This is a genomic window from Bacillus cabrialesii, from assembly GCF_004124315.2.
Classification (GTDB): Bacteria; Bacillota; Bacilli; order Bacillales; family Bacillaceae; genus Bacillus; species Bacillus cabrialesii.
On record NZ_CP096889.1, the window covers coordinates 787,657 to 809,740 of the forward strand.

The following is a 22,084-nucleotide window of genomic DNA, read 5'->3' on the forward strand; positions in this document are numbered from 1 at the left end:
GATGGAGCCGGTTAACCAGCCTGTCAGAGAAGCCCCGGTTTTTGAGCGGAAAAAAGCCGGGCGCGTCAGGCCTAAACGCATACTGTTCCATGTTTTTACGGCATCGCTGGCGGTGTTATTGCTGTACCCGGTCATTTGGCTGTTTGTCAGCTCGTTTAAGGAAAGCTCCAGTATTTTTACAACCTCGCATTCTCTCATTCCCGATCCTTTTATTCTCAGCAACTATGCTGAAGGGTGGAAGGGGATTGCCGGGCAGCCGTTTCTGACCTTTATTAAAAACTCGGCGATCATTGTCGGACTGTCAACAATCGGCGCCGTCCTGTCATCGGCTGTCATTGCGTACGGATTTGCGCGCATTCCGTTTAAGGGAAAAGCGTTTTGGTTCGCCTGCATGATGGGAACGTTGATGCTGCCGCATGAAGTGCTAATGATTCCGCAGTACATTTTGTTTGCGAAATTAGACTGGCTGAATTCGTTTAAACCGATTGTCGTACCGCAATTTTTCGGGCATGCGTTTTTTATTTTTCTGATGATCCAGTTTATCCGGACGATTCCTGTGGAGCTGGATGAGGCCGCGCGAATCGACGGATGCGGGCGCTTTGCCTGCTTTTGGCGGATCATTCTGCCGCTCATTGCCCCGGCGCTTGCGACGTCTGCGATTTTCTCTTTCTATTGGAAATGGGAGGAGCTGATTCAGCCTCTCTTGTATTTGAATAAGCCTGAGCTCTATCCTGTTTCTCTTGCGCTGAAGCTTTTCCTTGATACGGAATCGGCTTCGAACTGGGGCGCGATGTTTGCCATGTCGGCCGTCTCGTTACTGCCTGTGATTCTCGTATTCTTTTTGTTTCAGAAATATATCGTTCAGGGCATTAGTACGACCGGATTAAAATAAAAGGAGTGTTGCAGATGGCACAGCTTATCTTTGATGAAGAAAAGGTGACGTCCGTCATTGATCGGATTGTAAAAAGGACATTTCAGATGGATTTTGCGTGGGATTGGCCGGGCGGTGTCGCGTTTTACGGTGTGGCGGAGGCTTATGAAGCGACGGAAAACGAGGAATATATCAATCTGTTAAAAACGTGGGTGGATGAACAGCTGGAGGATGGGCTGCCGCCGCTTTCGATCAATGGGGTTTCCATCGGCCATACGCTTTTGTTCCTCCACAAGTTGACGGGTGATCACGTGTATTTGGAAACGGCGGGCGAGATGGCGGAATATGTGCTGCACAAGGCGCCGCGCTTCGGCGAGGGCATCCTTCAGCATACGGTGAATTCGGCTGAATATGTGTTTCCTGAGCAAGCATGGGCGGATACGCTGATGATGGCGGGGCTGTTTATGCTGAGAATCGGGCGGGTGATGGAGCGCGAGGATTATTTTGAAGACGGCCTGCGCCAGTTTCACGGACATGAAGACGTGCTTCAGGACCCTGTCACGAATTTGTACTACCACGCATGGGACAACAAAGCGCAAAATCACCTGTCGGGAATTTATTGGGGGAGGGCAAACGGCTGGGCAGCACTTACGATGGCGAAGGCGCTCCCGCTCATTGAGGTGACGCATCCCTCCTTTATGATCATCGACGGATCACTCAGAGACCAGCTGAGCGCGCTCGTCCGGCTGCAGAATGAATCAGGGCTGTGGCATACGATTTTGGATGATCCGGATTCGTATCTCGAGGTTTCGGCATCGGCTGGCATTGCTTCTGCTCTGCTGTCGAGCGGAAAGCTCTATACAAAATACGTGCAGAAATCACTTGCCGCCATTTTGGATGCGGTGGAAGAGGACGGCCGGGTCAGCAAGGTATCGGCCGGAACAGCCGTCATGAAAAATGCCGAAGGATACAAACAGGTGCCTTACAAACGAATACAAGGGTGGGGACAGGGACTTGCGCTGACTTTTCTTGCTGATGTGTTGAGAACGAAAAAACGCGTGTATCAGTAAAGACGGCGGCGGGGGGAAAGGGATGAAAAAACAGCCTCAACAGAAGGAACGGGTTTCTCGCTGGAAGGGAACGTATTTCAAAAGAAACTTTGTCTTCATTTTGCTGATTGCCTGTATTCCCGGATTGCTGACTGGCGGCGCTATCTATTTTCTTTCGATCGACAAGGTGGAGAAGGAGCTGCAGAGATCACATGAAACACAGGTGGCGCGTGAAGTCAGCCGGATGGATGAGAAGCTGGGAGTGCTGGAACTGGCGCTCAGCCAGATGGCATATGATTCTTCGCTGATGAATGGATTGGCCGAGAGGGATTTGGAGAAAGACTTTACATTTTCCTATCAATTAACGAAAAAGCTGTTTCTTTTACGGGACCAGCAGCCGCTGATCGAGCAGGCTTCCATCTTTCTGAACAGCCCCCGGCCTCTTGTGCTGAGCCCCGAATACAGCGCTTTGACAGAACAGGAGGCGCATCGCAAGTATCGCCCGCTGCTTGCTTCTGATAACAGTATTTATTGGAAGCGGTCGGGAAATCAAGCGATGCTGATCCAGCTTATTCCGGGCGCGGCGGAGAAACCGTTCGGCGCGATCATGCTGGAGGTTGATCCGAAAGAAATGGAGTCGATCCTGCAAAGCTTGTCCCCTTACCCTGATGGCAGCGCGCTGCTTTTGGATCAAAATCAGAAGGTGCTTTTTCACGAGGGCGAAAAAGATTTTGAAAAGACCTTGCTTAAAGAGGTCAAAAAACAGCCGGACGGAAAAGGCCATTTTCAGATGGAATGGGACGGCAAGGTGTATTCTGTCTCATTTGGAGAAATGAACCGCATGCATCAGCAGTGGACCTTTGTGTCGGCGGCGCCTCTTTCAGCTATTACAGCGCCAATGGTATTTTTATCAAAAGTGATCATCGTGATGCTTGTCATTTGCATCATCTTAGCGGTATGCATGACATGGTATGCATCAAAAAAAATCTACCGTCCCATTCAGCATTTGCTTGGCTTGTTTACCGGGGGAGAGAAGAAAGCATGGCAGGCGTCCGGGCAGGACGAATTCATGTGGATCGAAAAGCGGTGGCATGATCTATCCGTTGAAAGCCGGAAGCTTCAAGAACAGCTGCTGCGGCAGACGCCCCATGTGAAAAAGAGTTTTTTGCAGCACCTCCTGCAGGGCGATTTTTATGATGACAACGAGGAAAGCCTCAGATCGCGGATGGAGGAGGCTGGATGGAACATCGGGGAAAACGTCTTTCATGTGCTTGATCTCCAGGTGACAGGCCTCCGTTGTGAAAAAAGCATTTTCCGTGCCGGTGATGAACAGCTCGCTGTATTTACACTGACCAATATGGCCGAGGAGCTTGCAGCCAAACGCTGTTTGCAGACCTCCATACTTGATATCGGCCGGCTTTCCGCCACTGTGCTTGTGATGAAAACAAACAGCCCTGATCTGAAGGCGTTTGTAACGGAGCTGGCGCGCCAATTTGGTGATGCAGCCGGATTAAGCCTGACCGGAACGATGAGCAGGAAGACAGCTCGCGTCACGGAAATCCCTGCTTTATTTCAGGATGTGAAAAGCGGCAAATTCCGCAGACAGTTTGCCAACCGGCATCAGGTGATTGATTTGCAGGCAGACTTCCCTCAGGATGAGCGATCCGCCCCTTATTATCCTTTTGAGCTTGAAAAACAAATTGTTCAGGCCATCAGGCTGGAAAGAAAACAGGACGCCGAGGAACTGATACGTGCATGCGTAGAGGAACTGGCGGAAAAGGCGGCTATAGACAGGCATGTGCACTCCGCCCTGATTCAGCTGTTTTCCCGCATTCAGGAGGATATTTTGCATTCCGGGCTTAATCCGAGTGACCTGTTTCAGCATCGGGATCTGCTTCTTGACATTTCAGAATTACGCGAACCAAATGAAGCAGCAGCCTGGCTGATGGATGCTGTCGTTACGCCTTATCTATCCAAGCTTGAGGGCAGAAAAAACAGACAGCAAAAGCAGCTGGCGGATCGTGTCATAGCCATGATTCACGAACAGTATATGGCGGATATTTCACTGGAAAGCTGCGCCGATGCGCTCGGCATAAATTCATATACGTTAAGCAAGGCATTTAAGCAAGTAACCGGCATTAATTTTATTGATTATGTGACCAAAATCAGAATCGAAAAGGCGAAAGAGCTGTTGGTGAATACGAATAAAAAAATTCATGACGTGTCAGAAGAGGTCGGCTACCGCCACAATTACTTCAACCGGATTTTCAAAAAACAGGTCGGCATGCCGCCGGGGGTCTTTAGGCAAATGTATCAGGAAACACCTTGAAAGGAGAGGACTTGTGATGGAGAAACCGATTCAAGTGTTTTTAGCGGGGGATTCCACCGTGAGTGACTGCCCGCCTCACGAAGCGCCCATGGCGGGATGGGGGCAGGTATTCGGGCAATTGTTTTCAGAAGATGTGAAGGTGCACAATCACGCCAAAGGAGGGGCGAGCACCAATTCTTTTGTGGAAGAAGGAAGGCTTCAGGCGATTGCCGAGCACATCACACAGGGCGATTACTTGTTCATTCAATTCGGCCACAATGACCAGAAACCGCGCGGGACGAAGCCGTACTCCACATTTCAGCAATTTCTCACCATGTTTGCAGATACGGCACGCGAAAAGGGAGCGCATCCTGTGTTCGTCACATCGGTGCAGCGCCGCCGCTTTGATGAAAGCGGGCGGATTGAGCATACGCTCGGCGAGTACCCTGATGCGATGAAAGCACTGGCAAAGGAGCTTGATGTACCCGTGATTGATCTGCAGACGAAAACAAAGGCGCTGTATGAAGCTTACGGACCGGAGGAGTCAAAGCGGTTATTCGTTTGGTTTCAGCCGAATGAACATCCGAATTATCCTGACGGCATTGAGGACAATACGCATTTTTCTGAAACAGGGGCCATGGAGGTTGCGAAGCTTGTGGCAGAAGGCATTGAAGAACTCGGCCTTCCGCTGAAGGACCACCTTGTGAGCCGGGAGGGAAAAGAGTATGTATAAGGAAGGTGCGTGCCTGTACCGCAATCCGCTCCGGTCTGCTAGTGATGTAAAAGACTGGCGGATGGAGGGAGGCGGACAGATCTCTTTTGACGATCACCGTTTGCACCTGTCTCATGTTCAGGACGAGGCACACTTTGTCTATTGGTGCCCGGAAACCTTTCCGGACGGCATCATTGTGACGTGGGGCTTCTCCCCGATTGAGCAGCCGGGATTGTGTATGCTTTTTTTTGCCGCTGCGGGGATTGGAGGCGAGGATTTGTTTGATCCAAGTCTCAAGAAAAGAACGGGAAAATACCCTGAGTATCATTCAGGGGACATCAACGCCCTCCACCTGTCGTATTTCCGCAGAAAATACGCGGAGGAAAGAGCATTCCGCACCTGCAATTTAAGAAAAAGCCGCGGTTTCCATCTCGCCGCGATGGGAGCCGATCCGCTGCCTTCTCCGGACGACGCCGATTCTCCGTATCGTATGAAGCTCATTAAAGACAAAGGCTATGTGCATTTTTCAATCAATGATCTGCCCATTCTTGAGTGGATGGACGACGGCAGCACATACGGTCCTGCCTTAACAAAAGGGAAAATCGGGTTCCGGCAGATGGCGCCCATGAAAGCCGCTTATCGAGATTTTGCTGTGCATCAAGCGGTGAGAAGATGAAGACAACGGTAACGGATGCGCTTTATGCGGGCTGCGAAGCGGTGGTGAAAATCGCGTGGCTCAACGGGCTGTGGCTGTTGTTTACGCTTTTGGGCGGGATTCTTTTCGGCTGGGCGCCGAGCACAGCCGCGATGTGTGCGGTCATACGAAAATGGCTGATGGGACAAAAGGATGTCCCGGTGTTTCCGTTATTTTTCGATACCTACAAAAAAGAATTTCTCAAGGTCAATGCGATCGGTTTGGCGTTTGCGGCTCTGTTTCTCATATTGTCCGCGAACTATCATTATTTTTCGGCCAGCACGGATTGGCTGTCCTTTACCGTAACAAGCTGTACGCTGCTTGCGGGGCTTTTGTATATCATCGCGCTTCTGTATGTGTTTCCCCTTTATGTGCACTACCGGCTCCCGCTTCGCAAATATCTTCCGCAGGCACTGCTGTTTGGCGCCATGCGGCCGCTGACGACCGGCTGTATGCTGATCGGGTGCGGATTCGTCCTTTATCTGCTGTATACGCTCCCAGGTTTGATCCCATTTTACGGCCCATGCTTATTTGGGCTTGTGTCGATGTTTTTTGCTCTCAGAGGGTTTCAAAAGACAGAGGCCCAGCACCGTCAAGCGGGGTAACAAAAAAATGACAATCGCGCAAAAAAGTGCAGTGTCCGAAAAAGGCGGATGCAAAAAAGTGAAATTGAAGACAGCTCACACAGCGCATAAAATCCAATTTAAGTGAGCGCTTACAGATAAATGAGAAGGAGCTGTCTGATGATTAAACGAAGGAAACGCATGTTTACCGCTGTTACGTTGCTGGTTCTGTTGGTGATGGGAGCCTCTGTATGTCCTGTGAAAGCTGAAGGAGCAGCGCGGCAGATGGAAGCGCTGAACCGCGGGCTTGTGGCGGTCAAGACGGACGGCGGCATTTTTGTCAGTTGGCGGTTTCTTGGCACCGAAAACGCATCTGTTTCGTTCAATGTGTACAGAGACGGGCAAAAGCTGAATGCTTCGCCTGTCAAAACCACGAACTATGTGGATAAAAACGGATCGGCGGGCTCTACGTATACGGTTCGGGCCGTCGTAAACGGTACCGAACAGGCTGCATCTGAAAAAGCCTCCGTATGGGCGCAGCCGTATCATTCCGTCAGGCTGGATAAACCGGCTGGCGGCACGACGCCAAAGGGTGAAGCTTACACCTACAGCGCCAATGACGCAAGTGTCGGCGATGTCGATGGTGACGGGCAATACGAGCTGATTCTGAAATGGGACCCGTCTAATTCAAAGGATAACTCACAGGATGGCTATACGGGTGACGTGCTGATTGACGCCTATAAACTGGACGGGACGAAGCTGTGGCGGATCAATCTCGGCAAAAACATCAGAGCGGGCGCGCACTACACCCAGTTTATGGTGTATGACCTTGATGGTGACGGAAAAGCGGAAGTGGCGATGAAAACGGCGGACGGGACAAAAGACGGCACGGGCAAAGTCATCGGAAATGCCAATGCTGATTACAGAAATGAACAGGGGCGTGTGCTTTCAGGACCCGAATATCTTACGGTGTTTCAAGGGGCAACCGGGAAAGAGCTTGTCACCGCAAATTTTGAACCGGCCCGCGGCAATGTGTCAGATTGGGGAGACAGCTACGGCAACCGGGTTGACCGGTTTCTCGCCGGCATTGCCTACCTCGACGGACAGCGGCCGAGCCTGATCATGACGAGAGGGTATTATGCCAAAACCATGCTTGTCGCCTATAACTTCCGAGACGGAAAGCTGTCAAAGCTTTGGACGCTCGATTCCTCGAAGTCTGGAAATGAGGCGTTTGCCGGGCAGGGGAATCACAACTTGAGCATCGCGGATGTTGACGGAGACGGAAAAGATGAGATTATTTTCGGCTCAATGGCTGTTGACCATGACGGCAAAGGCATGTATTCGACTGGTTTAGGCCACGGGGATGCCCTTCATACCGGAGATCTTGATCCGAGCCGGCCGGGGCTTGAGGTGTTTCAAGTTCATGAGGACAAAAACGCAAAATACGGCTTATCCTTCCGGGATGCGGCAACAGGGAAAATCCTTTGGGGTGTTTATGCCGGCAAGGATGTAGGCCGTGGAATGGCTGCTGATATTGACCCGCGTTATCCGGGACAGGAAGTGTGGGCAAACGGTTCTCTTTACTCGGCGAAAGGAGCAAAAATCGGAAGCGGTGTTCCGTCCTCGACCAACTTCGGCATCTGGTGGGACGGAGACCTGCTGCGGGAACAGCTGGACAGCAACCGAATCGATAAGTGGGATTATCAAAACGGCGTATCGAAAAATGTGCTGACTGCATCAGGCGCGGCTGCCAACAACGGCACAAAAGCAACACCAACGCTTCAGGCTGATCTGCTTGGTGACTGGCGCGAGGAAGTTGTGTGGAGAACGGAGGACAGCAGTGCGCTCCGCATTTACACGACAACAGTTCCGACTGAGCACAGGCTGTACACGCTGATGCACGATCCTGTGTACCGGCTTGGCATCGCCTGGCAAAATGTCGCGTATAACCAGCCGCCGCACACAAGCTTCTTTTTAGGAGAGGGCATGGCGGAACAGCCAAAACCGAATATGTATACGCCTTAACAGAAAGGGGGAAGGAACGGGCTGCGCGCAGCCCGTTCCCATCAAATGAAACCAAAAAAGAGGCAAATGGAATACTTGACCAGAGGCCTGATTGCGGTCAAGACAGAGCAGGGCGTGTTTGTCAGCTGGCGTTTTCTCGGAACGGATCATGAGACGACGGCTTTTCACCTTTATCGGAACGGAAAGAGGATCACCCGCGAGCCTATCGAGGACAGCACCAATTTTCTTGATCGAAACGGAACGGCGGACTCTGTTTATCAGGTGGCAGCCGTCAATAAAGGACGGGAAGAAAAGCTGTCCAACGAAGCTCCAGCCTGGCGGGAAAATATCCTGGAGGTGCCGCTCAACAAACCGGAAGGCGGTGTGACGCCGGACGGAAAGCCGTACACCTACAGCGCCAATGATGCCAGTGTCGGTGATGTGGACGGGGATGGAGAATATGAAATCATCCTGAAGTGGGACCCATCCAATTCAAAAGACAACGCTCATGACGGATATACCGGGGAGGTTCTCATAGATGCCTATAAACTGGACGGCACCTTTTTATGGCGCATCAATCTCGGCAGAAACATCAGAGCGGGTGCGCATTATACCCAGTTTATGGTCTATGACCTGGACGGTGATGGGAAAGCGGAAATCGCCATGAAAACAGCCGACGGCACAACAGACGGGAAAGGGCGCATCATCGGCGATGAGCATGCCGATTTTAGAAATGAACAGGGGAGAATCCTGTCCGGACCGGAATATTTGACGGTGTTTAAAGGAGAAACCGGTGAAGCGCTCACGACCGTGGAATACGAACCGCCCCGCGGCAAACTGGAGGATTGGGGAGACGGCTATGGAAACCGGATGGACCGTTTTCTCGCCGGAATCGCTTATTTGGATGGGGAGCGGCCGAGCCTCGTAATGGCGCGCGGCTACTATACGAGAGCCGTTCTTGTGGCATACGATTTCAGAAACGGCAGGCTCAAGAAGCGTTGGATATTTGACTCCAACCAGCCGGGCTATGAAGCGTACGCGGGGCAAGGCAATCACAGCTTGAGTGTGGCGGATGTTGACGGAGACGGGATGGATGAGATCATTTACGGCGCCATGGCGGTTGACCATGATGGCACCGGCTTGTACACAACGGGGCTCGGGCACGGAGACGCGATGCATGTAGGCGATCTGGACCCGTCCCGAAAAGGGCTTGAAGTGTTTCAGGTGCATGAGGATGCTTCGAAGCCGTACGGACTGTCGCTTCGTGATGCCGGCACCGGCGAGATTTTGTGGGGCGTCCATGCCGGAACCGATGTCGGCCGGGGAATGGCGGCTCATATCGATCCATGCTACAAAGGATCGCTCGTCTGGGGAATCGATCCGCCGGGCAATGATGGCATGTCGTATGGGCTTTTCACGAGCAAAGGTGAAAAAATCAGCGACAAAGCGCCCGCTTCAGCCAATTTCGCCATCTGGTGGGACGGTGATTTGGTCAGGGAGCTGCTTGATCATGACTGGGACGGAACGATCGGCAGGCCGAAGATTGAAAAATGGGATGCTGAAAACGGCTGTCTGAAGACGATATTTCAGCCGGCCGGCGTGCTGTCCAACAACGGCACAAAAGGAAACCCTGTTCTTCAAGCCAACCTGTTCGGGGACTGGAGGGAAGAAGTGATATGGAGAACCGAAGACAGCAGCGCGCTCCGCATATATACAACGACAAATCTCACCCGCCACCGCTTTTACACGCTGATGCACGACCCGGTTTACAGGCCCGGCATCGCCTGGCAGAACACCGCTTACAACCAGCCGCCGCACACGGGATTTTATCTCGGAACGGGAATGAAAAAACCGCCGAAGCCCGCCCTGTACATAGCGGGAAGCAAAGCGGAGGCGCCGACATAGGAGGAACTAAGGGATACGAAGCAAAGGCTGAACAGTACGACAAGATGACTTATCAAAGGGCAGGAAGATCAATGTTCAGGCGTTGCACTCACCGGTTTTTCAAGGGAAAGAGCTGCCATGATCGAAGCCATATGAAATGAAAAAAACGAGGGGGAATGAAAAATGGCAAATCATATTTATCTTGCCGGCGATTCGACTGTTCAAACGTATGGAGACAGCACAAATCAAGGGGGCTGGGGACAGTTTCTCGGCTCGCATCTGCCGGAGCATATTCAAGTGATTAACAGGGCGATCGGGGGAAGAAGCTCCAAAACTTTTGTGGAAGAGGGCAGGCTTCAAGCGATCCTTGATGTGATCGAGCCGGATGACTGGCTTTTTGTGCAGATGGGCCATAACGACGCGTCGAAAAATAAGCCGGAGCGCTACACAGAGCCCTATACCACCTATAAACAATATTTAAAACAATATATCGCAGGCGCAAGGGAAAAAGGCGCCCATCCACTTCTCATTACCCCCGTAGCCCGCTTTCATTACGAAAACGGCGTGTTTTTGAACGACTTTCCTGATTATTGCAATGCCATGAAGCAGACGGCTGCTGAGGAGAATGTGCAGCTCATTGATCTGATGGAGAAAAGCCTCGCTTTCTTTACCGAAAAGGGAGAGGAAAAAGTGTACACCTATTTTATGGTATCGGAAGGAATAAACGATTACACGCACTTTACAAAAAAAGGCGCAAATGAAATGGCAAAACTTGTGGCGAAAGGCATAAAGGAGCTCGGCCTGCCATTGACAGAATCGATCATCAAAGAAGGGTGAAGAATGTGAAGGGAAAACTATATCACGGCGCTTGCTATTATCCGGAATTATGGGATGAAAAGACGATTCGGCAGGACATTGACGTCATGTGTGAAGTTGGCGTGAATGTTGTGCGAATCGGCGAATTTGCCTGGTCCGTCATGGAACCGGAAGAAGGGAAAATTGACGTCGGTTTTTTCAAAGAAATCATCACCCGGCTGTATGACAACGGCATCGAAACGATTATGTGCACACCGACGCCTACACCGCCGATTTGGCTGTCGCATGGGCGGCCGGAGCGCATGCATGTTAACGAAAAAAGAGAGGTCATGGGGCACGGCTCGCGTCAGCATGCATGCACGAACAACCCGTATTTCCGAAAAAGAGCCGCCATCATTACCACAAACATTGCCAAGGAGCTTGGCCAGCTCCCGGGGCTGATCGGCTGGCAGCTAGACAATGAGTTTAAATGCCATGTTGCTGAATGCATGTGTGAGACGTGCTTGCACTTATGGCATGACTGGCTCAAAAGCCGCTATGGCGTGATTGAGCGGTTAAACGAAGCGTGGGGAACCGATGTGTGGAGCGAAACCTACCAGACGTTTGAGCAAGTGCCGCAGCCGGGACCGGCCCCGTTTCTGCACCATGCCTCTCTAAGCACCATGTACCAGCTGTTTTCAATGGAGATGATTGCTCAATTCGCGGATGAGCAGGCCAAAATCATCCGTTGTTATTCAGATGCGCCGATCACGCATAACGGCTCTGTCATGTTCAGCGTGGACAATGAGCGGATGTTTCGGAATCTTGATCTCGCCTCTTATGACACATACGCTTCGCAGGAAAACGCCTCTGCCTTTTTATTGAACTGTGATTTGTGGAGAAATTTAAAACAAGGGCGCCCGTTTTGGATTTTGGAAACGAGCCCTTCGTATGCCGCCTCGCTTGAAAGCTCCGCTTTTCCGCACGCCGACGGTTATTTACAGGCTGAAGCCGTATCATCCTACGCCTTAGGAAGCGAGGGCTTTTGCTATTGGCTGTGGCGCCAGCAGCGTTCGGGGAGCGAGATTTCGCACGGCTCCGTTCTGAGTGCTTGGGGCGAGCCGACCGTTGGCTATCAGAACGTGCTGGCTGTCGAGCGGGCAAGAAAGGAAATCGAATCAGTCATTCTATCCACCGAACCCGTTCAAGCCGAGGCGGCGATGACGTACTCCGACAGAGCGAAAGCATATATCAAAACAGAACCTCACCGCGGACTCCGGCACCGTTCGCTTGTGACGCATTTTTATGAGCGCATTCTGCATACGGGGATTCACCGTGATCTCATTCCGGAAGGCGCTCCGCTGGACGGATACCGCTTGCTGTTTACGCCATTTTTGCCGTATCTGTCTCCTGAATTGATCAACAAAGCTTCCGCATTCGCCGAAGCGGGAGGCATCTGGATCGCGGGGCCTCTGACAGGCGGGCGCACAAGCGAGCATACCATTCATACCGATTGCGGACTTGGCGAACTTGAGAAAACATCAGAGGTCAAAACGCTGTTTACCTTTCCGATGAACGAGGACGTGAATACAGGAAAAGCGTTTGGCATCACGGCGCCGCTCGGGCTGTGGAGCGCGGTGTTTGATACAGGGAGCGGAAATACCCTTGGCACGGTTGAATCGGGACCTGGAGCAGGCCATGCCTTTTTGGCAGAACAGAAGCACGGCAAAGGGAAAATCGTCATGCTCGGCTCGCTTCCATCAGGGAAAGAAGGGGATGCGATGCTGGAAGCGCTCGTCAGGCATTACGCGGCTGAAGCAGATATTTCCGTCCGCTCGGATGTGACACCAGGCACGATCGTTGCCCCTCGCAAAGGCGATAACGGCCTTGTGTGGATCATCGTCAATATGGATGGAAAAGGCGGAAGCGTGACACTGCCGGAGACGGGAACGGATCTGTTGGCCAGCCGTTCGGAGAAAGCGGGGAGGCTGGCTGTCGGACCGCATGAATACCGTGTGATTCAGTTTGAACATCACAGCTGATTCTTTGGCATCGAATCAGCTTTTTTCTATGGGAGGATAGACGATGAAAAAGATCAAATGGTTATCAGAACAGCCGAAGGTGACAAGCGGTGTGGCGTGGGGCGTGCCATGGAAAAAAGGAGAATTGCAAAAAGGAGACTGTCTGGCGCTTGTGAATGAAAAGGCGGAAAGCCGATACGTGCAAAGCGAACCGTCGGCCTATTGGCCGGACGGAAGCATCAAGTGGACGAAGCACGCGGCGGTGTTCAGCGGACAGGAGCAGCAAAGATATGCAATCCAAAAAGGCGATTCCCCGCAGCCAGCTGAAACGCTCAGCATCAAAGACTCAGGGCATGACATCCAAGTCGATACAGGAACACTCATCTGCACCATCAATAAAACAGGCTCCGACTTCATTCAATCATTGCAGAACAACGGAAAGCCGATCGCCGCAGGCGGGAGGCTTGTTGCCATTAGAGAAACGAGAAAAGAGACGGCGGCGGAAACGGTTCTTTTTCATGAAACGTCTGTCAGCCTCATCAAAAGGACGATGATTGAAAAGAGCGGCCCTGTCAAAGCGGTGGTCAAAATAGAGGGTGTGCACATGCTCAAAAATGAAGAATGGCTGCCGTTTGTCATCCGATTGACGTTTTATGCCGGGCTGTCTGAGATCAGCATCGTACACACGCAGCTGATCGACAAAAATAGCAAACAAGAATTCATTAAAGGGCTCGGCATCGAATTTGACCTTGTTCTGGAAGGGGAGCCGTACAACCGCCATTTCCGTTTTGCGGGAGAGAAAGGGATGTACAAAGAACCCGCCCAGCTGTTTGGTACACGTAAATTCAATGAACGGTATCCGCTTTATGAAAAACAAATCAATGGCGAATTGCTGTCTCCAAGTGAAGAGCACAAGGAATGGTTTGCGAACGGCACACAGAACGCAGTTTGGAACGATATTAAGCTCGTTCAGGATTCCAGCGATCATTACAGCTTGTCAAAACGGACCGGAAAAGATTATGCGTGGGTCGGCATGCTGCATGGCAGCCGGGCGAAGGGGCTTTGCTATGCGGGCGGCGAAAATGGGGGCATAGCACTCGGCCTGCGGTATTTTTTTGAGAAATATCCGTCAGCACTGGAGATCACCGGCCTTGCCGGCAGCCATCCAAAAATGACCATCTGGCTTTGGCCCCCGGACGGAGAAGCGATGGATTTGCGGCATTATACAGGAAACACCCATGTGGCCAGCGCGTATGAAGGCTTTGATGAAATGCGCTCTGATCCGACCGGCATTGCCAACACAAATGAAATCAGCCTATCGTGCTTTTCGCACATGCCGTCAGATGATGTCCTCAATGCGCACGCCGACAAATGGCAGGCGCCGCCGATGCTTGTATGCGAGCCGGATATTTATTACGAATCAAAGGCACTCGGGGTTTGGAGTGTCATTGACACATCCCATCCGCTCAAAAAAGAGCTGGAAGAACAGCTCGACGCCGCCTTTCTGTTTTATAAAAAGGAAGTAGAACAGCGTAGGTGGTACGGGTTTTGGCATTATGGCGATGTCATGCATACATATGACCCGATCCGGCATATGTGGAGGTACGATCTCGGCGGATACGCATGGCAAAACAATGAACTCGTTCCGACCTTATGGCTGTGGCAGGCGTTTTTCCGCTCGGGCCGAGAGGATATCTTCCGAATGGCAGAAGCTATGACCCGCCACACGAGCGAAACGGACAGCTTTCACCTCGGTGAATACGCAGGGCTTGGCTCACGGCATAACGTGGTGCACTGGGGATGCGGCTGCAAGGAAGCGAGGATCAGCATGGCCGGGCTTTATAAATTCTATTATTATCTGACGGGAGATGAACGGACGGGAGATCTTTTGACAGAAGTGAAGGACGCCGACTGCGCCCTCGTCAAAACCGATCCGATGCGCGCTTTTTACGAGAAAGGCAAGCATCCGACTCACGCCAGAACGGGACCGGACTGGGCGGCGTTTTGCTCGAATTGGCTGGCGGAATGGGAGCGCACAGAGAATCCCGAATATCTCAAAAAAATCGAAACGGGCATCAGCTGTTTGAAGCGGCTCCCGCTCCGCTTATTATCCGGCCCGACATTTGAATATGATCCGGCGACCTCGATGCTTCATCATATGGGAGACGGCATAGCGGGCGGATATCATATGATCATTGCCTTCGGCGCGCCGCAAGTATGGATGGAGCTGGCTGAGCTTCTTGATGATCGGGAATGGGAGGAAATGCTGAGTGAGTTCGGCGAATTTTACACACTCAGTGATGAAGAAAAACGGAAAAAAAGCGGAGGCGCGCTTCATGACAGGCATTTTCACTGGCCGATGTTCGCCGCTGCCATGACCGCCTACGCCGCAAGAAAAAAACAAGATCCTCATCTCGCCGCCAAAGCGTGGAATCTTTTGCTCGATGATAAGCTGAGTCATACACCGCTTCCAATTAAACCTGAGCGCATCCAGACGTGGACGCAGCTGGAGGAGCTCCCGTGGGTGACAACGAACACCGTCTCTCAATGGTGTTTGAACGTCATAGCAGCGCTGGAACTGATCGGGGATTCCCTTCCGGCAAAAAAAGATACATCCGGCAAAAAAGGATAACAGCCGCAATTTCATAGGAGAAATGGTGCAAAAAATGAAGATTGCAAGAATTTATGTAAGCGCTTTATATTGGGAGGGGCAAAGGGGAAATGCAAAATGAAAAAAGGGGGACTTACGCATCATGAAAAATAGAATGCGAAAAAAATGGCTGGCCTTGCCGCTCGCTGCCATGATGATCGCCGGATGCAGCAATTCGGAAACATCCAGTTCAGCAGGCGGTTCGAAAGACACGATCAAAATCATGGCGCCGCTCTTATCGCCGGAAAGCCCGAGTGAAAAGAGCCCTTCATTAAAAGCGCTCGAAAAATATACAGGCAAAGAGATTAAGGTCACATGGGTGCCTGATTCATCCTACAACGACAAATTCAACATCGTCATGGCTTCCGGAGAGATGCCTCATGCCATTGTGATTAAAGATAAATCAGCGGGCTTTATCAAGTCCGTCAAAGCGGGGGCGTTTTGGGAGCTGTCTCCTTATTTAAAAGACTACAAGAATGTAAGCCAGGCAGATGAAAAGATTTTGAAAAACAGCTCGGTGAACGGCGAGGTGTACGGAATCTACAGAACGAGGGACCTGATCAGAGCATGTATGATCATCAGAACCGACTGGCTGAAAAACGTCGGTCTGGATATGCCGGAAACGCTTGATGATTTTTATGAAGTGCTGAAAGCCTTTAAGGAAAAAGATCCTGACGGTAACGGCAAGGATGATACGTACGGCATGGTCGTGCCGAAGTGGATGGGGCTTGGCAACGGAAGCCCGTGGGATGTTCTGCAAATCTGGTTCGGCGCCCCGAACCGCTACGGCGTTGAAAACGGAAAGCTGATACCTGATTTTACAACGAAGGAATACATGGAGGCGCTCACGTTTTTTAAAAAGCTTTATGACGAGGGATTAATCAATAAGGACTTTGCGGTCATGGATTCAGCGAAGTGGAATGATCCGCTTGTGAAAGGAAAAGCGGGTGTCATCGTTGATACAGGCTCCAGAGCGTCTCAAATCCAAAGCGCGATGGAGGAGGCGGATGAATCGAACAAGGATGTGATTGATATCGTCGGCTCGCTTGAGGGACCGAATGGCAAGCGCACCTTCCCGACTTCAGGTTATTCAGGCATGATCGCCATACCTAAATCAAGCGTCAAAACCGAAAAAGAGCTGAAAGAGGTGCTGTCCTTCCTCGATAAGATGAATGATAAGGAAGCTCAGATTCTCACGAACAACGGAGTAGAAGGCCGCAATTACAAGCTCAAGGACGGCGTATTCACCTCACTTGAAAAAAACAACAAATCCCTCCTCTATGAGCATGAAGGATTGGCGCAGTTCAGCATGTCCATTCCGAAAAGCGAGTATTACATCGAAGACCAGAAAACAAAGCTCTTCCAGCATCGCAAGGACATCATAACCGAAGGGGAAAAAATAGCCGTCTTTAACCCGGCTGAGTCGCTTGTATCTGATGTCTATACCCAAAAAGGCGCCCAGCTTGACAACATCATTCTCGACGCGAGAACGCAATTCATCATTGGAGAAATTGATGAAAAAGGGTTCGAGGATGCGGTGGAGCTTTGGAAAAACAGCGGCGGCAATGACCTGATGAAGGACTTGAACAAACTATATCAATCGTCAAAATAACCCGATGCGCCTGCCGTTCGGCGGGCGCATCGGTACCACGAAAGGAGAACAGATATGGAAACAGTGCCGAAGAAGGGAGATGCACCTGTTCTCACTGCTGAAAAAGGCATCAGCTGGATGGCTGCGCTCAAACGGGACAAATGGCTTTATCTTCTTCTTATTCCCGGTCTGCTTTATTTTTTGATTTTCAAATACTTGCCGATGTGGGGCGTGCTGATCGCATTTAAAGACTATTCGCCATATCTTGGCTTCTGGAAAAGCGAATGGGTCGGCTTTGATTATTTCAAAGACTTTTTTATGAATCCGGATTTTTTCCGGCTGCTGCGCAATACCCTTATGCTGGCGAGCCTTGATCTTTTGTTTGCCTTTCCGGCGCCTCTCATTTTGGCCTTGCTTTTGAACGAACTGAGAAAGGCCGTGTATAAAAGATGCATCCAAACCTTTATTTACGTGCCCCATTTTGTGTCATGGACAATCGTGGTCAGCATCACCTTTGTTTTCTTTACTGTCGATACAGGCGTGATCAACAAAATGGTCATGAGCCTGACAGGTGAGCAAATTTCTTTCTTATCGGACGCGGACTGGTTCCGGCCGATGATTGTGATGCAAAGCATCTGGAAGGAGACGGGCTGGGGAACGATTTTATTTCTGGCCGCGCTGGCGACGGTTGATCAGGAGCAGTATGAAGCCGCCATTATGGACGGAGCGGGCCGGTTCAGGAGAATGTGGCATATTACACTGCCGGCAATCAGAAGCACCATTATCGTTTTGTTGATTTTAAGAATCGGCAGCTTTTTGAATCTCGGCTTTGAACAGGTATATTTGATGACGAACTCGCTCAACCGCAGCGTGGCTGATATTTTTGACACGTACGTGTACATGATGGGAATTACCCAAGGCGCGTACAGCTACAGCACGGCGGTCGGTTTGTTTAAATCGGTTGTCGGGATTGTCTTGATTTTCGGCGCCAATTACATTGCGAAAAAGTTTGATCAGGAAGGATTGTTTTAGAGGAGGAAGAGGTATGGCTGAAATTCACACGATGCATAACACAAAAGCCGGGCGGGTGTTTGACGTCTGCAACATTCTGTTTCTCGGCGGTGTCGGCGCGATTACCATTTTGCCGTTTTTGTATATTATCGCCGGTTCCTTTGCGACAGAAGCGGAGCTCGCTCAGCGCAGCTTCTTTATTTTCCCGAAAACCTTTACACTCGAAGCTTACAAGTATGTGTTTTCGACACCGACGTTCATCCGCAGCATGGGCGTATCCATCTTCATCACCGTGGTCGGGACGGCTGTGCAGCTGTTTTTTACCTTCACGATGGCGTATCCGCTGGCGAAGCGGCATGTGAAGGGGCGGAATCTGCTGTTGAACCTGGTGATTTTCTCGATGCTGTTTTCCGGCGGCATGATCCCGACGTATCTTGTCGTGAAATCACTTGGCCTTTTGGATACGTATTGGGCATTGATTCTGCCGATGGCGATTAATCCGTTCAACCTGATTATTATCAAAAACTTCTTTCAGCAGCTGCCGCGCGAGCTGGAGGAATCGGCAAAAATTGACGGCTGTTCAGAAATCGGCGTTTTCTGGCGGATCGCCCTGCCGCTGTCAAAGCCGGTTATTGCGACCTTTGCGCTGTTTTATGCGGTCGGGATTTGGAATGATTTCTTCCACGCTCTCTTATATATCAATGACAGTGCAAAATGGCCGCTGCAGATGGTGCTTCGCCAGGTCACAATCTTATCGGATTTAACGGCGACCAATGGCGATACGATGCAAAATGCCGTTCCGCCGGAGCAGGGAATAAAACTCGCTGTCATTGTCATTGCGACGCTTCCGATTTTGGCGGTCTATCCATTTTTACAAAAACACTTTGCAAAAGGAATGCTGATCGGTTCGGTGAAAGGCTGAGAAAGGGAGTGTTTCATATCAGTATGCTGGATCAGATTAAAATCGCCTATATCGGCGGAGGATCTCAAGGCTGGGCCAGAAGCCTGATGAGTGATCTGTCGATTGATGAACGGATGTCAGGCACGGTGGCGCTCTATGATCTCGATTTTGAAGCGGCTCAGAAAAATGAAGTGATCGGCAATTACAGCGGAGAAGGAAGATGGAGGTACGAAGCGGTTTCTACTTTAAAAAAGGCGTTATCAGGAGCGGATATCGTCATTATTTCCATTCTGCCGGGTTCGCTGGATGACATGGAAATCGATGTCCACTTGCCTGAGCGCTGCGGCATTTATCAATCTGTTGGTGATACTGTCGGGCCGGGCGGGATCATCAGAGGTTTAAGAGCGGCCCCGATGTTTGCGGAAATTGCCCGGGCAATAAGAGACTACGCACCTGATTCATGGATCATGAACTACACAAACCCAATGTCTGTCTGTACAAGAGTGCTGTATAAAGTGTTTCCCGGCATCAAAGCGATTGGCTGCTGCCACGAGGTGTTCGGCACGCAAAAGCTGCTGGCGGAAATGGCCACGGAAAGGCTTGGAATAGAGGTGCCGCGGCGTGAAGAGATCCGTGTCAATGTCCTCGGCATTAACCATTTCACATGGATTACGGAGGCCTCTTACCGCCATATTGACCTGCTGCCTGTATTCCGTGAATTCAGCGCGCACTACGGGGAATCAGGATATGAGCTGGAAGGAGAAAGCTGGAGAGACAGCGTCTTTCGTTCGGCACACCGTGTTGCGTTTGATTTATTTGAAACGTATGGCGCCATCCCCGCCGCGGGTGACAGGCATCTGGCAGAGTTTCTTCCCGGCCCTTACCTCAAACAGCCTGAAGCTTGGAAATTTCATCTCACATCTGTTTCATTCAGAAAACAAGACAGAGATGAGAAACGAAAGGAAACAGAACAATTGATTGTCCAAAAACAAGGTGTTGCAAGAAAAGCCTCGGGAGAAGAAGGTGTGAACATCATAGCGGCTCTTCTCGGATTGGGTGAACTCGTCACGAATGTAAATATGCCAAATCAAGGCCAAGTCTCGAACCTTCCTTTACAAGCCATTGTCGAAACAAACGCACTCATCACACAGAACCGTGTTCAGCCGATTTGTTCCGGGGCGCTGCCAAAGGGTGTGGAAATGCTGGCGGCAAGGCACGTATCCAATCAGGAGGCAGTGGCGGAAGCCGGTTTAACAAAGGATCGCGGCCTCGCATTCCAAGCCTTCCTTAATGATCCGCTTGTCACGATTGACCGCAGTGATGCAGAGCGGCTTTTCGATGACATGCGCCAAAATGCTATGCAACGTTGAACGGCCTGCTGTTTCAGAGGAGGGGAATTTCCCGGTTTAGAAAAGAAGCCGTTGACCATACTGATAGTATTACCAAGAAGTAGGTGCTATCAATATGGGAAATTATTTAAGTGTAGCGGTGGAGCTGGTATGCGGTTTAGGCATTTTATTTATCATCTTAAAACTTCTAGGGAAAACCCAATTTTCTCAAATTACGCCGTTTGACTTTATTTCTGCTTTAATTTTAGGCGAATTGGTCGGGAACGCCGTCTACGATCATGAAATTAAAATAAAAGAAATTGTTTTTGCCTCGCTGCTGTGGGGTGTGTTGATTTATATGATTGAATTTGTCACGCAAAAAATAAAATCAACTCGAAAGTTCTTGGAGGGTGAGCCGAATATCGTTATTCGCAAAGGGGAGCTTCAATATAAAGTATTGAAGAAAAACAAGCTGGACATTAACCAGCTGCAAAGTCTTCTGAGGCAAGCGGGGACATTCTCGATACAAGAAGTAGAATATGCGATTCTTGAAACAAACGGGATGGTCAGCGTGCTCCCCAAATCCGACTTTGAGAAACCGACAAATAAGGATTTGCAGATTCCTTCGAAGTCCGTCTCACTGCCGATCACGTTGATCATAGACGGAGAGATCGTCCGGGATAATCTGAAGGAGGCCGGTGTGGATGAACAGTGGCTAAAGCAAGAATTGAAACAGAAGAACATTGATAAGGCGGAGGACGTGTTTTTTGCGGAATGGCACAAAAATAAGCCGCTGTATACCGTAACATACGAACAAAGCAGATCGACATGACGCCCATAAAAAAAGCTTGCAGCAAGGCGCAAGCTTTTTATTGATGATATGTCCCTTGTTTGACAGCACGTACATGATACATGCTCACCTCAGTGTTGATCAGATAGTCAGGCTTTGATTTGCCTTTGTTCGCTTTATGGCCGGCGATATGCGCATCGCTTTTTTCCCATTGCTTCCAGTAATCTTCAGATTCCCAGCGAATCATGACAACAACTTCCTCATCGCCGCGGCGGACGTTTTTTTCAAGCACTGTCACATCAATTAAACCTTCTTGTTTTTCAATGATTCCTTCAGCGCTGAAACGTTCAATGACTTTATCTGCATGGCCTTCTTTTACCGTCATTTTTCTCAATTGAACAAACATCTGTCTCTCTCCAATCATTCTCATATATGAATGATTGTAAATGAAATTCATTCTCAATGTCAAAGGAAGCGCACATCGGAATAGAACCGCCGCCGCATCGTTATTCTTTCAATAAAAATACATGGCCGTCTTCGTCCTTAAATTGAACGAAGGTGCCCCACTCCATTTGATTCGGCTCACCGAGAAATTCCACACCGTTTACTTTCATTTTCTCGTATGTACCAAAGATGTCTTCACATTCAAACACGATTGACGCCTTCATTTGTTCAGAGCCTTTCATCATGGCTTTCGGGTAAAGGACTAAACGTGTCTCGGCCCCTTTTGGCGCAACCTCAAGCCAGCTTGCCTCGGGTCCCATCGGGTGGTCTGCCGCAATATCAAAACCGGCCTTTTCAGCCCAAAATTGTTTCGCTTTTTGCTGGTCTTCAACATATACAGCAACAGTGCCAATTTGTTTAATCATAGAGAAACCTCCAATTTAAAAGATAGTCATACGATAACCTGTT

18 protein-coding genes are annotated in these 22,084 nt (G+C 50.4%); 16 read left to right on the forward strand and 2 right to left on the reverse strand.

Going from position 1 to position 22,084, the window contains the following annotated elements; genetic code table 11:
• Position 1 precedes the first annotated feature (1 nt).
• From EFK13_RS04050 to EFK13_RS04125, 16 genes are all read left to right on the forward strand, one after another.
• Positions 2-892: a carbohydrate ABC transporter permease gene (locus EFK13_RS04050; RefSeq protein ID WP_014112961.1), complete on the forward strand. Its 891-nt coding sequence runs from the start codon at positions 2-4 to the stop codon at positions 890-892.
• Between the two features lie 14 nt (positions 893-906).
• Positions 907-1,941, forward strand: a complete 1,035-nt coding sequence (yesR, locus tag EFK13_RS04055) for a rhamnogalacturonyl hydrolase YesR (RefSeq protein ID WP_129506452.1) — start codon at positions 907-909, stop codon at positions 1,939-1,941.
• 22 nt (positions 1,942-1,963) lie between these two features.
• A complete protein-coding gene (gene yesS, locus EFK13_RS04060; protein ID WP_129506451.1) occupies positions 1,964-4,249 on the forward strand; it encodes a transcriptional regulator YesS in 2,286 nt (761 codons plus the stop codon).
• 13 nt (positions 4,250-4,262) lie between these two features.
• Positions 4,263-4,961 (forward strand): rhamnogalacturonan acetylesterase, encoded by a 699-nt coding sequence (gene rhgT, locus EFK13_RS04065; RefSeq protein WP_129506450.1) that lies wholly within the window; start codon positions 4,263-4,265, stop codon positions 4,959-4,961.
• Positions 4,954-5,616: a YesU family protein gene (locus EFK13_RS04070; protein ID WP_129506449.1), complete on the forward strand. Its 663-nt coding sequence runs from the start codon at positions 4,954-4,956 to the stop codon at positions 5,614-5,616. Before rhgT ends, EFK13_RS04070 begins: the two co-directional genes overlap by 8 nt.
• Complete coding sequence (locus tag EFK13_RS04075; protein ID WP_129506448.1) at positions 5,613-6,239, forward strand: YesL family protein; 627 nt, start codon at positions 5,613-5,615, stop codon at positions 6,237-6,239. Before EFK13_RS04070 ends, EFK13_RS04075 begins: the two co-directional genes overlap by 4 nt.
• A 138-nt stretch (positions 6,240-6,377) precedes the next feature.
• Entirely contained in the window at positions 6,378-8,222 is a 1,845-nt protein-coding gene (gene rhgW / locus EFK13_RS04080) for a rhamnogalacturonan lyase (protein WP_455577873.1), read from the forward strand.
• 45 nt (positions 8,223-8,267) lie between these two features.
• A complete protein-coding gene (rhgX, locus tag EFK13_RS04085) occupies positions 8,268-10,106 on the forward strand; it encodes a rhamnogalacturonan exolyase (protein WP_129506446.1) in 1,839 nt (612 codons plus the stop codon).
• A gap of 162 nt (positions 10,107-10,268) precedes the next feature.
• The gene (locus tag EFK13_RS04090) at positions 10,269-10,922 is read left to right on the forward strand and encodes a rhamnogalacturonan acetylesterase (protein ID WP_129506445.1); all 654 of its coding nucleotides are present in this window, start codon (positions 10,269-10,271) and stop codon (positions 10,920-10,922) included.
• A 5-nt stretch (positions 10,923-10,927) separates the two neighbouring features.
• A complete protein-coding gene (locus tag EFK13_RS04095) occupies positions 10,928-12,922 on the forward strand; it encodes a beta-galactosidase (RefSeq protein WP_129506444.1) in 1,995 nt (664 codons plus the stop codon).
• Positions 12,923-12,965: 43 nt separating this feature from the next.
• Positions 12,966-15,533 (forward strand): exo-rhamnogalacturonan lyase family protein, encoded by a 2,568-nt coding sequence (locus tag EFK13_RS04100; protein WP_129506443.1) that lies wholly within the window; start codon positions 12,966-12,968, stop codon positions 15,531-15,533.
• A gap of 121 nt (positions 15,534-15,654) precedes the next feature.
• Complete coding sequence (locus tag EFK13_RS04105) at positions 15,655-17,163, forward strand: extracellular solute-binding protein (protein ID WP_129506442.1); 1,509 nt, start codon at positions 15,655-15,657, stop codon at positions 17,161-17,163.
• A 54-nt stretch (positions 17,164-17,217) separates the two neighbouring features.
• Positions 17,218-18,174 (forward strand): ABC transporter permease, encoded by a 957-nt coding sequence (locus EFK13_RS04110; protein WP_129506441.1) that lies wholly within the window; start codon positions 17,218-17,220, stop codon positions 18,172-18,174.
• 13 nt (positions 18,175-18,187) lie between these two features.
• On the forward strand, positions 18,188-19,075 hold the full coding sequence (locus tag EFK13_RS04115) for a carbohydrate ABC transporter permease (protein WP_129506440.1): 888 nt from the start codon (positions 18,188-18,190) through the stop codon (positions 19,073-19,075).
• Between the two features lie 8 nt (positions 19,076-19,083).
• Positions 19,084-20,424, forward strand: coding sequence for an alpha-galacturonidase LplD (gene lplD / locus EFK13_RS04120; protein ID WP_129506439.1), 1,341 nt, complete (start codon positions 19,084-19,086; stop codon positions 20,422-20,424).
• 94 nt (positions 20,425-20,518) lie between these two features.
• Positions 20,519-21,214, forward strand: a complete 696-nt coding sequence (locus EFK13_RS04125) for a YetF domain-containing protein (RefSeq protein ID WP_129506438.1) — start codon at positions 20,519-20,521, stop codon at positions 21,212-21,214.
• Positions 21,215-21,251: 37 nt separating this feature from the next.
• On the opposite strand, the gene hmoA is transcribed toward EFK13_RS04125, so the two are convergent.
• Positions 21,252-21,578, reverse strand: a complete 327-nt coding sequence (gene hmoA, locus EFK13_RS04130) for a heme-degrading oxygenase HmoA (RefSeq protein ID WP_129506510.1) — start codon at positions 21,576-21,578, stop codon at positions 21,252-21,254.
• Positions 21,579-21,678: 100 nt separating this feature from the next.
• Complete coding sequence (locus tag EFK13_RS04135; protein WP_129506437.1) at positions 21,679-22,041, reverse strand: VOC family protein; 363 nt, start codon at positions 22,039-22,041, stop codon at positions 21,679-21,681.
• Positions 22,042-22,084: the final 43 nt, after the last annotated feature.